This window comes from Pseudomonas sp. CFBP 8772 (genome assembly GCF_014841665.1).
Lineage (GTDB): Bacteria > Pseudomonadota > Gammaproteobacteria > Pseudomonadales > Pseudomonadaceae > Aquipseudomonas > Aquipseudomonas graminis_B.
The window spans coordinates 312,145-325,225 of sequence record NZ_JACYUI010000005.1 but is presented as its reverse complement, the minus strand read 5'-3'; the positions used below and the strand labels follow the sequence as shown (position 1 = coordinate 325,225).

The 13,081-nt window shown below is 61.7% G+C and carries 14 protein-coding genes; 7 read left to right on the top strand and 7 right to left on the bottom strand.

Annotated elements, in window-relative coordinates; genetic code table 11:
* Nucleotides 1-30: 30 nt before the first annotated feature.
* Both IFT99_RS13485 and IFT99_RS13480 read right to left on the bottom strand, forming a co-directional pair.
* Nucleotides 31-969: an iron-sulfur-binding ferredoxin reductase gene (locus IFT99_RS13485; protein ID WP_192132803.1), complete on the bottom strand. Its 939-nt coding sequence runs from the start codon at nt 967-969 to the stop codon at nt 31-33.
* Complete coding sequence (locus IFT99_RS13480) at nt 962-2,068, bottom strand: GGDEF domain-containing protein (protein ID WP_410928500.1); 1,107 nt, start codon at nt 2,066-2,068, stop codon at nt 962-964. Before IFT99_RS13480 ends, IFT99_RS13485 begins: the two co-directional genes overlap by 8 nt.
* A 413-nt stretch (nt 2,069-2,481) precedes the next feature.
* Between IFT99_RS13480 and IFT99_RS13475 the strand changes: the two genes are divergently transcribed.
* The gene (locus IFT99_RS13475; RefSeq protein WP_081567934.1) at nt 2,482-4,005 is read left to right on the top strand and encodes a fumarate hydratase; all 1,524 of its coding nucleotides are present in this window, start codon (nt 2,482-2,484) and stop codon (nt 4,003-4,005) included.
* 74 nt (nt 4,006-4,079) lie between these two features.
* Here IFT99_RS13475 and IFT99_RS13470 read toward each other — a convergent pair whose 3' ends face one another.
* From IFT99_RS13470 to IFT99_RS13460, 3 genes are all read right to left on the bottom strand, one after another.
* Complete coding sequence (locus IFT99_RS13470; RefSeq protein WP_065992236.1) at nt 4,080-5,237, bottom strand: phospholipase D-like domain-containing protein; 1,158 nt, start codon at nt 5,235-5,237, stop codon at nt 4,080-4,082.
* 149 nt (nt 5,238-5,386) lie between these two features.
* Nucleotides 5,387-5,725, bottom strand: a complete 339-nt coding sequence (locus IFT99_RS13465) for an amidase (RefSeq protein ID WP_192132801.1) — start codon at nt 5,723-5,725, stop codon at nt 5,387-5,389.
* Nucleotides 5,722-6,819, bottom strand: a complete 1,098-nt coding sequence (locus IFT99_RS13460; protein ID WP_192132799.1) for a serine hydrolase domain-containing protein — start codon at nt 6,817-6,819, stop codon at nt 5,722-5,724. Before IFT99_RS13460 ends, IFT99_RS13465 begins: the two co-directional genes overlap by 4 nt.
* A 195-nt stretch (nt 6,820-7,014) precedes the next feature.
* On the opposite strand from IFT99_RS13460, the gene olsB reads away from it, so the two are divergent.
* Together olsB and IFT99_RS13450 are read left to right on the top strand one after the other, a co-directional pair.
* Nucleotides 7,015-7,770 carry an L-ornithine N(alpha)-acyltransferase gene (gene olsB, locus IFT99_RS13455; protein WP_192132797.1) on the top strand — a complete coding sequence of 252 codons (756 nt, stop codon included), beginning with the start codon at nt 7,015-7,017 and terminating at the stop codon, nt 7,768-7,770.
* Nucleotides 7,770-8,558 (top strand): lysophospholipid acyltransferase family protein, encoded by a 789-nt coding sequence (locus IFT99_RS13450; RefSeq protein ID WP_192132795.1) that lies wholly within the window; start codon nt 7,770-7,772, stop codon nt 8,556-8,558. Before olsB ends, IFT99_RS13450 begins: the two co-directional genes overlap by 1 nt.
* Here IFT99_RS13450 and IFT99_RS13445 read toward each other — a convergent pair.
* Entirely contained in the window at nt 8,519-9,115 is a 597-nt protein-coding gene (locus IFT99_RS13445) for an acyl carrier protein phosphodiesterase (protein ID WP_192132794.1), read from the bottom strand. The genes IFT99_RS13450 and IFT99_RS13445 overlap by 40 nt on opposite strands.
* 278 nt (nt 9,116-9,393) lie before the next feature.
* Here IFT99_RS13445 and IFT99_RS13440 point away from each other — a divergent pair, with 278 nt between their 5' ends.
* The 3 genes from IFT99_RS13440 to IFT99_RS13430 are packed head-to-tail and all read left to right on the top strand — an operon-like array spanning nt 9,394 to nt 12,007.
* A complete protein-coding gene (locus IFT99_RS13440) occupies nt 9,394-9,702 on the top strand; it encodes an ArsR/SmtB family transcription factor (RefSeq protein ID WP_192132792.1) in 309 nt (102 codons plus the stop codon).
* Between the two features lie 30 nt (nt 9,703-9,732).
* Nucleotides 9,733-10,899, top strand: coding sequence for an MFS transporter (locus tag IFT99_RS13435; RefSeq protein ID WP_192132790.1), 1,167 nt, complete (start codon nt 9,733-9,735; stop codon nt 10,897-10,899).
* Nucleotides 10,900-10,957: 58 nt separating this feature from the next.
* Nucleotides 10,958-12,007 (top strand): alkene reductase, encoded by a 1,050-nt coding sequence (locus IFT99_RS13430; protein ID WP_192132788.1) that lies wholly within the window; start codon nt 10,958-10,960, stop codon nt 12,005-12,007.
* A gap of 86 nt (nt 12,008-12,093) precedes the next feature.
* Here the strand turns inward: IFT99_RS13430 and IFT99_RS13425 are convergent, their stop codons facing one another.
* Entirely contained in the window at nt 12,094-12,561 is a 468-nt protein-coding gene (locus IFT99_RS13425) for a hypothetical protein (protein WP_192132786.1), read from the bottom strand.
* 22 nt (nt 12,562-12,583) lie between these two features.
* On the opposite strand from IFT99_RS13425, the gene IFT99_RS13420 reads away from it, so the two are divergent.
* Nucleotides 12,584-12,934 (top strand): hypothetical protein, encoded by a 351-nt coding sequence (locus IFT99_RS13420; RefSeq protein ID WP_192132784.1) that lies wholly within the window; start codon nt 12,584-12,586, stop codon nt 12,932-12,934.
* Nucleotides 12,935-13,081 lie beyond the last annotated feature (147 nt).

Genomic DNA, 13,081 nt, shown 5'->3' with positions numbered 1-13,081 from the left:
GTGGGGAGCCAGAAAACGATTGGCGGACTGTCAGCCCTTCTCCACAAATACGTCCGCCAGCAACTGACTGCGCGGCAGTCCTGCGATGAAGAGCCGCTTCGAAAACGCCTCGACGCTGGCGGGCGACCCGCAGACCAGCGCAATGGTCTGACGAGACGTCACGCGCAACCCACTCAGCTCGGCCGCAAAGTTTTCCTGATTGATCAGCTCCACGCGCAGGTTCGGATGCTGGATCGCCAGCTCGCCCAGAGGCCCTGCCAAGTAATGCTCCCGAGGTTCGCGCGCCAGATGCATCAGGCGAATTTCACCCTGATGGTGCTGCCGCAACGCCTCGTGCAGCACACCCCACAACGGTGCCAATCCGGTCCCCGCCGCCAGCAGCCATAACGGCCGATCCTGCCAGTCAGGGTCGTAATGCAACGCGCCGCCTTGAAGTTCGCCGAGACGGACAGGATTGCCCGGTTGCAGCCTACGGGCGACATCAACGAAAGCGCCCGGGCGCTGGCAGTCGATGTGAAACTCCAGAAAGGGATCGTTCCCCGGCACACTCGCCAACGAGTATGGCCGTGCTACGCCGCTCTCGGTCCACAGCACCAGATGCTGTCCGGCACGATAGCGCAACGGACGTTCGGGGTTCAGTCGCAAGCGCAGCACCGATGCGCTGAGCCAGTCAGCCCCGACGACGGTTGCCGGCAAGCCATCGCGCAAGGGATCGAAGATCTCAACGGTCAGATCGCTCGTCACCCGGCACTGGCACGACAACCGCCAGCCCTGGGCGCGCTTATCGGCCTCCAGCGCATCGGGCGCGGCGTCCAGCGGATCGCCACTGACGCAACGCACCATGCACGTATGGCAACTGCCGGCGCGGCAACTGTAGGGGACGGACAACCCGGCGTCGTTAAGCGCGTCGAGCAAATTCGCCGCAGGCGCCACCGACCATTGCCGGTCGCCCACACGCAACTCAGGCATCGGCGTAATCCCAGGCGCCGTGGCAACGGTTGCGGCCCTCGTGCTTGGCGCGATACAGCGACTGGTCGGCGCGTTGCAGTGCGCGGTCCATGTGGTCGCCACGCTCAATGACGGCCATGCCGATGGACAGGCTCAGGTCCAGTTCAGGAAACTCCGGCAGCGTGACCCGGGTAAACGCCAGCCGGATACGTTCGCAGCAATCGACCAGCTGCGCACGGGTGCAGCGAGGGATAAGCAACACGAATTCTTCACCGCCATAACGCGCGAGGATGTCGTCGGAGCGAAGGCACTGGGCAGCGGTTTTGCCGAACACCTGCAGCACCCGATCCCCCGCCGCGTGACCATGGATATCATTGACCCGCTTGAAGTGATCCAGGTCGATGAGCGCCAGCCCGGCGGTGTAATTGCCATCCATGAGCTCAAGTTCGCGGGTCGCTATGCGCAGGAAGTGACGGCGGTTGTAGAGGTTGGTGAGTTCGTCGGTGGACGCCAGCTCTTCGAGCTGGAGCATCATGCCGCGCAGGGTTTCCTGGTGCGCCTGCAAGGTGATCCGGCGCTGGTGCATGCGATTGCGCGAGTTCTGCACGAAGCGCGCGAACAGGCACAGCCAGGAGAAAACGATGAACAGCGCGCAGGTCTGAATCACCGCCAGCCCCGGATCGGCGAGGCGTCCGCGGCTGGCGTCCCACAGGTTGACGCCGGCGAACCCCAGCAAGGCAAACAGGGCACAGCGCGCGAAAATACTGGGGCGCAGATGAAACAATCCGAACATCAGCACCAAAACGTACACGAGCAGAAAGGTGCCGCGGGAGGCTTCCGTATGGCTAATCAGAAACGTCTGCCAGCCCAGCCCCAGCAACACCTGAAACTCGGTCAAGCTGGGGTCTTTGAAGCGTCGGTTGTAGCCACCGAAAAACACCAGGCTCAACGCGGCCTGACAGAAGAGCACCAGCACACTGGTGCACCAGATCCCGAAGAAGGTGGCGTGATAGTAGCCGGTAAAATACGCCATCCATACGAGCATCAGCCCCAGCACGTAGGTGCCGGTAGCGAGCGCGAAACGTTTCAGCAGCAAGCGCTGGATAGTTTGGGCATTCACTCGTTGACTCATCATGGGTATTAAGGGTCCGTCCCGTACCGGCAAGATGACCTGTGATACTTTTCAGGCACCAGATCGAAGCAATCCTGCGCCGTGCGCGGTAATGCAGGCAGCTTGCCACTGTAGTGCTTGCGCAAAAAAATGACTATTCAAATTCCTGTGTTCCAGACGGCCGTAGCAATCTGTTTCACCGGTGTTCCGGTATATACGTTGTACGATGTTCGACCATTGATTGGCGCTCGGCAGATGTACCTTATTTGACCTCGGGTTATACTGCCGCGCCTTTTTTACCCCGGCCTGCCGAGGTGCTGCCCGGCTGTCTGACGCCTGATCAAGATGCTTTCATCCGGCCCAAACGGTCCCGTCGCCACCCGCAATTCGAATGTTCCCGCCAAATCAGAGGAGCGCGCCCAATGACCGTGATCAAGCAAGATGACCTGATCCAGAGTGTCGCTGACGCCTTGCAGTTCATTTCTTACTACCACCCCGTTGATTTCATCCAGGCCATGCACGAGGCCTACCTGCGTGAAGAGTCGCCCGCCGCACGCGACTCCATGGCCCAGATTCTGATCAATTCGCGCATGTGCGCCACCGGTCACCGGCCAATCTGCCAAGACACCGGCATTGTGACCGTGTTCGTCCGCGTCGGCATGGACGTGCGCTGGGATGGCGCGACCATGGGCCTGGACGACATGATCAACGAAGGCGTGCGTCGCGCCTACAACCTGCCGGAAAATGTCCTGCGCGCCTCGATCCTCGCCGATCCGGCCGGCGCCCGCAAGAACACCAAGGACAACACACCTGCGGTCATTCACTACTCCATCGTTCCGGGTAATACCGTGGAAGTGGACGTGGCGGCCAAGGGCGGCGGTTCGGAAAACAAATCGAAGATGGCGATGCTCAACCCGTCCGACTCGATCGTCGACTGGGTGCTGAAAACCGTGCCGACCATGGGCGCTGGCTGGTGCCCACCCGGCATGCTCGGCATCGGCATCGGCGGTACGGCCGAGAAAGCGGCGGTCATGGCCAAGGAAGTCTTGATGGAATCCATCGACATCCACGAGCTCAAGGCGCGCGGCCCGTCGAACCGTCTGGAAGAAATGCGTCTGGAGCTGTTCGAGAAGGTCAACCAGCTGGGCATCGGCGCCCAGGGCCTCGGCGGTCTAACCACCGTGCTCGACGTCAAGATAATGGATTACCCGACCCATGCCGCGTCCTTGCCGGTCTGCATGATCCCCAACTGCGCCGCCACCCGCCACGCCCACTTCGTCCTCGACGGCTCCGGCCCTGCTTCGCTGGAAGCGCCACCGCTGGACGCCTACCCGGAGATCGTCTGGGAAGCCGGCCCGTCGGCGCGCCGCGTCAACCTCGACACGCTGACGCCGGAAGACGTGCAGAGCTGGAAGCCGGGCGAAACCGTCCTGCTTAACGGCAAAATGCTCACCGGTCGCGACGCTGCGCACAAGCGCATGGTCGAGATGCTGAACAAGGGCGAAACCCTGCCGGTAGACCTGAAGGGCCGCTTCATCTATTACGTCGGCCCGGTTGATCCGGTCGGTGACGAAGTGGTGGGGCCTGCCGGGCCGACCACCGCGACGCGGATGGACAAGTTCACCCGCCAGATTCTTGAGCAGACTGGCCTGTTGGGCATGATCGGCAAATCCGAGCGCGGCCCGACCGCCATCGAGGCGATCAAGGACAACAAAGCGGTTTACCTGATGGCCGTTGGCGGCGCCGCTTATCTGGTCGCTCAGGCGATCAAGAAGTCGCAAGTGCTGGCGTTCCCGGAGCTGGGCATGGAAGCGATCTACGAGTTCGAAGTCAAGGACATGCCCGTCACGGTTGCCGTCGACAGCAAGGGCGAGTCGGTTCACATCACCGGCCCCGCCATCTGGCAGAAGAAGATCAGTGAAAGCCTGGCGGTGGAAGTGCAGTAAGCGTTTCAATCGCTAAAACGAAAAAGCCCGACCTGCGTGTCGGGCTTTTTTGTGGGCGATGGTTGCGGAGGCGTTTACCCCCGCCGATCCAGCACGTTCACCACCAGCCGATCCAGCCATCCCCATACGCGCTCCTGAACCCGTCGCCACAGCGGTCTGGATTTCCAGCCGTCCAGGGTGATTTCACTGCTCACGGCAAAATCCTGGGTGAAGCTGGCGGCCACGGCACGGGTCAGCGCGGGGTCGATCGCTTCGAGGTTGGCTTCAAGGTTGAAGCGCAGGTTCCAGTGATCGAAGTTGCATGAGCCGACGCTGACCCAGTCGTCGATCAGCACCATTTTCAGGTGCAGGAAGCACGGCTGGTATTCGAAGATTTGCACCCCGGCCTTGAGCAAGCGCGGGTAATAACGGTGGCCAGCGTAGCGAACCGAAGGGTGATCGGTGCGCGGACCGGTGAGCAGCAGGCGCACATCGACGCCCCGAGAGGCCGCTCGGCGCAAGGCACGGCGAACTTTCCAGGTCGGCAGAAAATACGGGGTGGCCAGCCAGATGCGCGTCTTGCTGGTGTTCAGTGCACGCACCAGTGACTGCACGATATCCCGGTGCTGACGGGAATCGGCATAGGCCACACGACCCAGCCCATTCCCGCTGACGGGTGCCTTGGGCAGACGCGGCAGACCGAAGTTTTCCGCAGGCCGCCATGCTCGCCGCCGAGGGTTGGCGTGGAACTGGCGGTCGAACAACGCTTGCCAGTCGATCACCAGCGGCCCGCGAATCTCGACCATCACCTCATGCCACTCGCTGCTGTTCAGGTCCGGGCGCCAGAACTCGTCGGTGACACCCGTCCCGCCCACCACCGCCAGCTCTTTGTCGACCAGCAGCAGTTTGCGGTGGTCGCGGTAGAGGTTTCGAAAGCCACGCCGCCAATGGACGGGATTATAGAAACGCAGAATCACGCCAGCGTCGGTCAGGCGCTTGCGCAGACTGATCGTGAACGCCGCGGCGCCGAAACCATCGAACAGACACCTCACGATGACCCCGCGATTCGCCGCACCGACCAGCGCCTGCACGATCGCCTCGGCGCAGGCCCCGGCTTCCACCAGATACAGTTCAAGCTCGATTTGCTGCTGCGCGCCTTCAATCGCAGCGATCATGCGCGGAAAGAACGCCGGGCCGTCGATCAGCAGGTTGAACTGATTTTCCTCGCGCCACGGAAAAATCGCGCCCCTCATGAGCGGCGCGCCGTGGCGATCAAGGCACAGGCATCAACGGCATTTAGCGCGCAGGCGAACGAGGAAGGAAGGCGAATAGACATGCGGACTCCAGAGGGTGCGATGCGCAACCCTATCCGGCTGTCTGACCGCACGCAAACTTCAACGTTCTACGGCACCGGCGGCGACAAACGGCAGCCCTGGCGCGGGCCCTCCCACTGCGCTGCGCTCTCGCGGCCCAGCCCTGTCGCAGTGATGCGCTTGTTCAGCGCGTCTTCGTCGAGGGTGCTCGGCAGCCACTGCTTCACGTAGCTGCGGCAATAGTCTGCAGGGTTATTCATGACGAAGCGGCACGAGCAATATTCTTTGGCGGTGTAGGCGCTGATGATGCTGGGGAATACCTGCAGCTGAACGCGCCAGTTCCAGATCAGGCCGGCAATGATCAGCAGCACCAGTATGAAGAAGCTGCGGAATGGGCGGCGTCGGATGAATGCCATGCGAGCGTTCATTGATCACCCTCCCCGGCCACGGCCTTCAGCGCCAGCTTGAGCAACTGGTTGTGGTCATAAGTGCCGTCGCGATCGTCGGCGTAGCGAACGATCACCAGCTTCGCGCTGGGGATCACGTACAGCGCCTGCCCCCAATGGCCGAGTGCGGCGAAGGTGTCGGGAGGTGCGTCGGGCCACGGACCGAGGTTGCCGTCGGCGGTCTTGTTCAGCCACCAGTGACCGCCGGGGGCTTCATCGGTCGGGGTCGGAGTCAGGGATTTGAACGGCGTCAGGTTGAAATCAACCCAGGCCTTGGGCATCAACTGGCGGTCTTGCCAGCGTCCGCCGCGTTCCATCAGCAGGCCGATGCGCGCAAGGTCACGGGCCGTCATGTACGCGTAGGACGACCCGACAAAAGTGCCGGTGGCGTCGCGCTCCCATGTGGCGCTGGTGATGCCCAGCGGGTCGAACAAGGCGGTCCAGGGGTAATCGGCGTAGGCGCGTTCACCCACCATGCCTTTCAGCGCAGCGGCGAGGACGGTGCTGTCGCCGCTGGAATAGCGGTATGAAATGCCCGGCGCACTGGCGGTGACGTGCTCAGCGGTGTATCGCGCCATGTCGCCGCGCCCTCGGGTATAGAGCATCGCGACGACCGACGAGTTGAGCGGCGCGTATTCATAATCTTCCTGCCAGTTGAGCCCCGAAGCCCAGTGCAGCAGGTCCTGAAGTTTGATATCGGGATGCGCGCTGAAAGGCGGGTAGAACCTGGCGACGGCGTCTTCAAGCTTGAAACGGCCTTCACCAAAGGCGACGCCTAGCACGCTCGCCAGAATGCTTTTGCTGATAGACCAAGTCAGGTGCGGGGTGTCTGCACGGGTCACGCCGCCGTAGCGTTCATACACCACTTCACCGTCGTGAATGATCAGCAGCGCGTCTGTGCGCACGCCTTCGCGGGAGGCTTCGTCGCGGGCCGGGAAGGCATAGCTGTCCAGAGCGGTGACTGCATTATTTCGATTGAGCAGTCGCTCGGACCAATCCGGCGCAGGCCAGGTTTCGGCAGCGGCGGCGGAACAGGTGATCAGGAACAGCGCGACGGCGAATAGCAGACGGGTCATGGAGGGGACTCGGGCTCGGATGCAGGCAACCGTAGCAGTCAATGATGACAGCCCATTGAACGCAAACCCCTGTCACGCAACCATCACCAAAGCTTAATGGTCGTGACACGGCCTCTCCCTAGCCTGAATTCGTACAGCAATGCTCGAACAATCAGTCGACCCGCCTGGACGAAGGCGGGATTACGGAGACGCCGCATGACTCAGATCGCCAGCATTCGAGACACCCGAACCGAACGTCGCCTGCAGGCTGAACGCCTGGTCGGTGAGAAGGCCCTGCAGGAAGCACAGGCGTTGCGCTTCAGTGTGTTCAGTGGCGAATTCAACGCCAGGCTCAAGGGCGCCGAGCTGGGCCTGGATATCGATGATTACGACGTTCACTGCATGCACATCGGCGTGCGTGATCTGAGCAGCGGTCGTCTGGTCGCCACCACCCGCTTGCTGGACCACAAGGCCGCCAGCACCCTGGGCAAATTCTACAGCGAAGAAGAATTCAGCCTGCACGGCCTGCGGCATTTGCAGGGCCCGATCCTGGAGTTGGGCCGGACCTGTGTCGATCCCTCCTACCGCAACGGCGGCACCATCGCCGTGTTGTGGAGCGAACTGGCCGAGATCCTCAACGAAGGCGGCTACAGCTACCTGATGGGCTGCGCCAGCATTCCGATGCAGGACGGCGGCATTCAGGCCCACGCGATCATGCAACGCCTGCGCGAACGTTATCTGTGCAACGAACACCTGCGCGCCGAACCGAAGAATCCCCTGCCGACGCTGGACCTGCCCAACAACGTGATCTGCGAGATGCCGCCCCTGCTCAAGGCTTACATGCGCCTGGGCGCGAAGATCTGTGGCGAGCCGTGCTGGGACGAAGATTTCCAGGTCGCCGACGTCTTCATCCTTCTCAAGCGCGACGAGCTGTGCCCACGCTACGCTCGCCACTTCAAGGCAGCGGTGTGATGAGCACCTGGCGCAGTCATGCGCGCGTGGTGCGGGTGCTCTGGGTGATTGCGCTGGGCTTGAGCATCGCCGGCACCTTTGCCCTGATGGAACGCCTGCGCATCGGCAATTCCATGGCCCGTCGCCAGCGCTGGACCGCCTGGTTCATGGCGCGCCTGAGTGCCGCGCTGCCGTTTCGCGTGACCGTCAGCGGCAAGCTGCCGAGCGAGCCGATGTTGTGGGTGAGCAATCACGTGTCGTGGACCGACATCCCGCTGCTGGGCATGCTGGCGCCGCTGTCGTTCCTGTCCAAGGCCGAAGTGCGCACCTGGCCGGTGGCGGGCTGGCTGGCCTTGAAAGCCGGCACACTGTTCATTCGCCGGGGCTCGGGCGACAGCAAGCTGATTCAGAAGCAGATGGGCCAGCACTTGCTGGGCAGGCATTCGCTGGTGATCTTCCCCGAGGGTACCACCACCGACGGTCGCAGCTTGCGTACCTTCCACGGCCGCCTGCTGTCCAGCGCCATTGAAACCGGCGTGCCGGTACAGCCTGTTGCCATTCAATACGTGCGGGACGGCCAGCCGGATCAGATTGCGCCGTTCATTGGCGACGACGACCTGCTCTCGCACCTGCGTCGGCTGTTCGCAAATGAAGTGAGTGAAGTGCATATCCAGCTGCTCTCGCCTATCGCTTCTGTGGGGAAAGAACGCGCAGCGCTGGCGTTCGAAGCGCAGCAGGCGGTACAGGTCGCGCTGTTCGGTGAGGCGGTTCAACCGGTGATGGTACGTTCCGCCGCCAAGGCCGCCTGAGCAAACGCCTGAAGATCAGGATAAAACGCGCTGAAATCGTCACTCAGTGGTCGGTACAGCGCGTGCAACTCTTGGTTGACCCCGGCCAGGCCTTCCGGCCGTGTCAGGCGACGCGAGATGCCAGCCAGCGCATCACCCACCACCGAAAATTCACGGTACGAACCCAGCCAGTCCTGCGCCGCCATGCGCGGCGCAATCAACGCGAGACGCTCTGGCAACGCGGGCTCATCGGCCAGCACGCGGTAAACCTTTCCGGTGAAGGTATCCAGCGGCTCGTCGGAATACAGGTGCCAGTCCCGCGCCAAGCAATGGTCGAAGAACACATCCAGCGCGATCCCTGCATAGCGACGACGGCCATCGGGAAAACGCCCCAGTGCCTGCTTGATAAGCGGGTGCGAATCAGTGAATGCATCGATTCGCCGGTGCAGACGAATCGCGCTTTCGATGTCTGCCGGGAAGCGCCCCGGCAGCAGGCCTTTTACGAAGTCGCCGTACAGGCTGCCCAGCAATTGCGCCGGCGTCTGCCCGCCGAGGTGCAGGTGTGCGAGGTAATTCATGGTTGTTGCCTATTGTTGCGTGCCTTTTTTCTGCGCCTGACTCCGCCGAAGGTGCGGGGACTCATTCGCAATGACGCTCGTACAGTCGCCGCATTCCCTGCGCCTGTAAAGCGGGAATGCCGGTGAAGGGCCCACCGGGGTATCAGGCCATGCTCATATCGTTATAACCCGATATAACGAACCAGCCCGTCCTAAGCACTTATTCATATTTGTATATCGCGATTTATAGATATAAGGTTGGCCCCATCGCGATACAGCGCACCTGCACTGAGCACGACATGCCTACTGACATCGATATCGACGAAATCATCAAAGCCCTCGCCCACCCGGTTCGCCGGCAGATTCTGGATTGGCTCAAAGACCCGGTTGCGACCTTCCCCGATCAGCGTCACACGATTGATGGTGGCGTCTGCGCCGGGCAGATCGACCAGCGCGCCGGTCTGTCGCAGTCGACCGTTTCGGCCCATCTGGCCACATTGCAACGGGCCGGCTTGATCACCAACCAGAAACACGGCCAGTGGCATTTTTTCAGGCGCAACGAAGACGTCATTCAGGCGTTCTTGCAGCAACTGACGCAGCGGCTCTGAGCCCCTCGCCCCACATCCAGGAGACGCAACGTGCCCCTTTCACTACTCATTCTGGCCCTGAGCGCCTTTGCCATCGGGACGACCGAATTCGTCATCATGGGCTTGCTTCCCGACGTCGCCAGCGATCTGGGCGTCAGCATTCCCGGTGCCGGCTGGCTGGTGACCGGCTACGCCCTGGGCGTTGCAATCGGCGCGCCGTTCATGGCGATGGCCACCGCCAAGCTCCCGCGCAAAGGCGCGTTGGTCACGTTGATGGGCGTCTTCATCATCGGCAATCTGCTCTGCGCGCTGGCGGCGGACTACAACATTCTGATGTTCGCCCGCGTGGTCACCGCGCTGTGCCATGGCGCGTTCTTCGGCATCGGGTCGGTGGTAGCGGCAAATCTGGTCCCGGCCAATCGTCGCGCTTCGGCCGTCGCGCTGATGTTCACCGGCCTGACCCTGGCCAACGTCCTCGGCGTCCCGTTGGGCACTGCACTGGGGCAACAGGCCGGCTGGCGCTCGACCTTCTTCGCGGTGACGGTGATTGGCGTCATCGCCTTCATCGGCCTGATTCGCTTCCTGCCGAGCAAGCGCGATGAAGAGAAACTCGACATGCGCGCCGAACTCGCCGCGCTCAAAGGCGTGGGCATCTGGCTGTCGCTGAGCATGACCGCGCTGTTCGCCGCCTCTGTGTTCGCCCTCTTCACCTACGTTGCGCCACTGTTGGGCGAAGTCACCGGCGTCTCGCCGCTGGGCGTGACCTGGACGCTGATGCTCATCGGCCTCGGCCTGACGCTGGGCAATATCATCGGTGGCAAACTCGCCGACCGCCGACTGGCCGCCACGCTGATCGGCGTGTTCATCGCCATGGCAGTGATCTCCACGGTGCTGAGCTGGACCAGCACGGCGCTGATCCCGGCTGAAATCACCCTGTTCCTCTGGGCCACCGCTGCGTTCGCCGCCGTGCCTGCCTTGCAGATCAACGTGGTGACCTTCGGCAAGGCCGCGCCCAATCTGGTGTCCACCCTGAACATCGGCGCCTTCAACGTCGGCAACGCGCTGGGCGCCTGGGTCGGCGGCAGCGTCATCGCCCATGGCTTCGGCCTGACCACCGTGCCGCTGGCAGCAGGCGTTCTGGCGGTGCTGGCGCTACTGGTTACGTTGATCAATTTCCGTCAGCGCAACGATGTCGAAATGGCCCCTTTGACCAACTGATTCCCCGAATTTGAAACCTGCGGATCCACCTTTTACCGACTGCACTAAGGATTTCACGATGACCACGATTTTTGACCCGATCAAGATGGGTAACCTGGAACTGACCAACCGCATCATCATGGCGCCGCTGACCCGCTGCCGCGCCGACGAAGGCCGCGTGCCCAACGCGATGATGGCCGAGTATTACGTTCAGCGCGCCTCGGCTGGTCTGATCATCAGCGAAGCCACTTCGGTCATGCCCATGGGCGTTGGCTACCCCGACACCCCGGGCATCTGGTCGAACGATCAAGTGCGCGGCTGGGCCAACGTCACCAAAGCCGTGCATGCCGCCGGTGGCAAGATCGTGCTGCAACTGTGGCACGTGGGTCGCGTTTCCCACCCGACTTACCTGAACGGCGAAACCCCGGTTGCGCCGAGCGCCATCCAGCCGAAAGGCCACGTGAGCCTGGTGCGTCCGCTGTCTGATTACGTCACCCCTCGCGCACTGGAACTGGCTGAAATCGAAGAGATCGTCGACGCCTACCGCGTCGGTGCCGAGAACGCCAAGGCCGCCGGCTTTGACGGCGTAGAGATCCACGGCGCCAACGGTTACCTGCTCGACCAGTTCCTGCAAACCAGCACCAACACCCGCACCGATGCCTACGGCGGCTCGCTGGAAAACCGCGCACGTCTGCTGCTGGAAGTGACCGACGCCGCTGTTGACGTCTGGGGCGCCGGCCGTGTCGGCGTGCACCTGGCACCCCGCGCTGACGCGCACGACATGGGCGACGCCAACCTGGCAGAGACCTTCACCTACGTCGCCCGCGAATTGGGCAAACGCGGCATCGCGTTCATCTGCGCCCGCGAACGTGAACTCGACGACAGCCTGGGCCCACGCCTGAAAGAAGCGTTCGGCGGCGTGTTCATCGCCAACGAGAAATTCACCAAAGAAAGCGCCAACGCCTGGCTGGCGAGCGGCAAGGCCGACGCCGTCGCCTTCGGCGTGCCGTTCATCGCCAATCCCGACCTGCCGGCACGTCTGGCCAAGGATGCCCCGCTGAACGAAGCTCATCCCGAAACCTTCTACGCCAAAGGCGCCGAAGGCTATGTGGATTACCCGACGCTGTAAGCTGCACCGTTCAAAAGTAATACATCGATAATAAAAAAGCCTCGACTCGAAAGAGCCGGGGCTTTTTTTACAGCAAACTTTTCAACTTACAGCTCTGGATAATCAGTAGCCAACACATTGCCTTCCGAATCCGTAACAGTGCCATCCGGGAATCGCCAGGTGCCGTCCGGATAACCAATAGTGCCGTCAGGATACAGATAACTGCCGTCGGTGTATTGATAGGTGCCGTTCGGAAACTTGATCGTCCCGTCTGCGTAAATGATGGTTCCGTCCAGATACTGGACGTTGCCATCCCCATCCGTAATGTAGTCGCCCCCGGCATCCGCCACGCGGCCGTCCGGCAATTGTTTGTCTCCGCTCGGCAGTAAATACGTCCCCAATGGATACAGCAACGAGACGACACCGGTAATCGTATCAACGATCGACAGCACTTCAGCCAGACGAGGCGGGATCAGCGGCTTGGGCGGCAGCACCAACGACGCGGGTGGCTTGACCGGCCCCGTAGTGACTGGCTTGGGGGGGCGCGGTTTAACCGCCAACTGCGGTGGTTTCACTGGCTTTACCGCAGGCGGTCGGATGACCGGCGGTTTGATTGAGGGCGGAGTTGTCACAGGTGGCTTTGTAACGGGTGGCTTGGTAACCGGTGGCTTCGTAACGGGTGGTTTGATAACCGGAGGCTTTGTAACCGGTGGCTTTGCGACCGGCGGCTTCGTCACGGGAGGTCTGGTGCCGGGTTTGATTCTGGGCGGCTTCGCAGCATTTCGGGCAAGGCCTGCACCGCTGACGATGCTTTTACCGATCGAGCGGCTTTGGCCGTGTTTAGTGTTGAATCCATTCATCTTAGTCATCCTTAACGGTTGTAACGAAACACCTCGCTGGAGTTGTATCGTTCTTCAAAAAAGCTTCGTCACTGAAGCTCCTCACTGAGTGTGCGATAACCAACAGCGTTATCGCGAGTCACTGGCTAGACCGTAATTCAAAAAAAGATAAACGCAACTCAAAACCCATATCAAATATCAAAATCGGAAATAGCCTACAGGACAGAGTTAAACATTCACGCCTCAACTTCACTCT

Bases quoted from the DNA above. Each gene is read 5' to 3' on its own strand.
- IFT99_RS13485 (WP_192132803.1), bottom strand. From the start codon at position 969: ATGCCTGAGTTGCGTGTGGGCGACCGGCAATGGTCGGTGGCGCCTGCG.
- IFT99_RS13475 (WP_081567934.1), top strand. From the start codon at position 2,482: ATGACCGTGATCAAGCAAGATGACCTGATCCAGAGTGTCGCTGACGCC.
- IFT99_RS13470 (WP_065992236.1), bottom strand. From the start codon at position 5,237: ATGAGGGGCGCGATTTTTCCGTGGCGCGAGGAAAATCAGTTCAACCTG.
- IFT99_RS13465 (WP_192132801.1), bottom strand. From the start codon at position 5,725: ATGAACGCTCGCATGGCATTCATCCGACGCCGCCCATTCCGCAGCTTC.
- IFT99_RS13460 (WP_192132799.1), bottom strand. From the start codon at position 6,819: ATGACCCGTCTGCTATTCGCCGTCGCGCTGTTCCTGATCACCTGTTCC.
- olsB (WP_192132797.1), top strand. From the start codon at position 7,015: ATGACTCAGATCGCCAGCATTCGAGACACCCGAACCGAACGTCGCCTG.
- IFT99_RS13450 (WP_192132795.1), top strand. From the start codon at position 7,770: ATGAGCACCTGGCGCAGTCATGCGCGCGTGGTGCGGGTGCTCTGGGTG.
- IFT99_RS13445 (WP_192132794.1), bottom strand. From the start codon at position 9,115: ATGAATTACCTCGCACACCTGCACCTCGGCGGGCAGACGCCGGCGCAA.
- IFT99_RS13440 (WP_192132792.1), top strand. From the start codon at position 9,394: ATGCCTACTGACATCGATATCGACGAAATCATCAAAGCCCTCGCCCAC.
- IFT99_RS13430 (WP_192132788.1), top strand. From the start codon at position 10,958: ATGACCACGATTTTTGACCCGATCAAGATGGGTAACCTGGAACTGACC.
- IFT99_RS13420 (WP_192132784.1), top strand. From the start codon at position 12,584: ATGACCGGCGGTTTGATTGAGGGCGGAGTTGTCACAGGTGGCTTTGTA.